1 protein-coding gene is annotated in these 685 nt (G+C 68.8%); it reads right to left on the bottom strand.

Features of this window, described 5'->3' with window-relative positions:
* Nucleotides 1-632, bottom strand: a 632-nt coding sequence (locus AC1DSO_RS24760) for a hypothetical protein (RefSeq protein ID WP_477071330.1), incomplete at its 3' end; no start/stop codon positions are given.
* Nucleotides 633-685 lie beyond the last annotated feature (53 nt).

Genomic DNA, 685 nt, shown 5'->3' with positions numbered 1-685 from the left:
TGCGCGATGCTCATGGAGCGCGCGTCGAAGAAACGGTTGGGCGCGTCTTTGGCGAGTGGCTTGCGGTCATCCCAGGGGGTTTGCAGCACATTCCTGACCAGGTTGCGCTCCACCGGCGAGCCTTCGGTGCCCGCCGGCAGGGTTTCGACCAGGGCCAGCCAGGCCGTCCATTGCCGGCCCTTTGCGGCGGCCGGGATCGGTTTGAGTTCAATCGAGGCGCCCAGGTAGCCGCTAAGCGGCAGGCCGTGGGCCACGCGCAGGGTTGCGCCTTTGAGTCCCTGGACCGGCCGCGTGCTGGCCAGGGTTTGCGCGGGCGGGCCCTGGCGCAGCGCCGCCAGGCGGTCCAGCGCCTCGCGGGCGGCTACGGCCGACAGCGGCGCATCCTCGCCCTTGTCGCCGGGCAGCACCCAGTCCAGCGCGAGCTGGCCGGCGCCGGCCTTGGGTGTGGCCGGGTCGGCCCAGCAACTTTCGCAGTTGGCATTGATGAAACGTTCCAGCAACTGCGCCGGCCTGGGCTGGCCGTCGCTGGCGCAAAAAGACTGCGCCCCGGCCTGGCCGGCGGCCAGCGCGGCAAAGGCCGCCATTAACGACATGGATGCCAGGGCTGAAGGGCGGTGCGAAAACGGTTTCATCAGGGCTTTCTACAATGAGGGATGTTCTCAGAAGTCGCGCCAACATCCCCACT

The sequence above is a fragment of the Caulobacter sp. P4_E5 genome (assembly GCF_056401555.1).
Note: the sequence above shows the minus strand (reverse complement) of the source record. Positions and strands in the feature narration are given on the sequence as shown.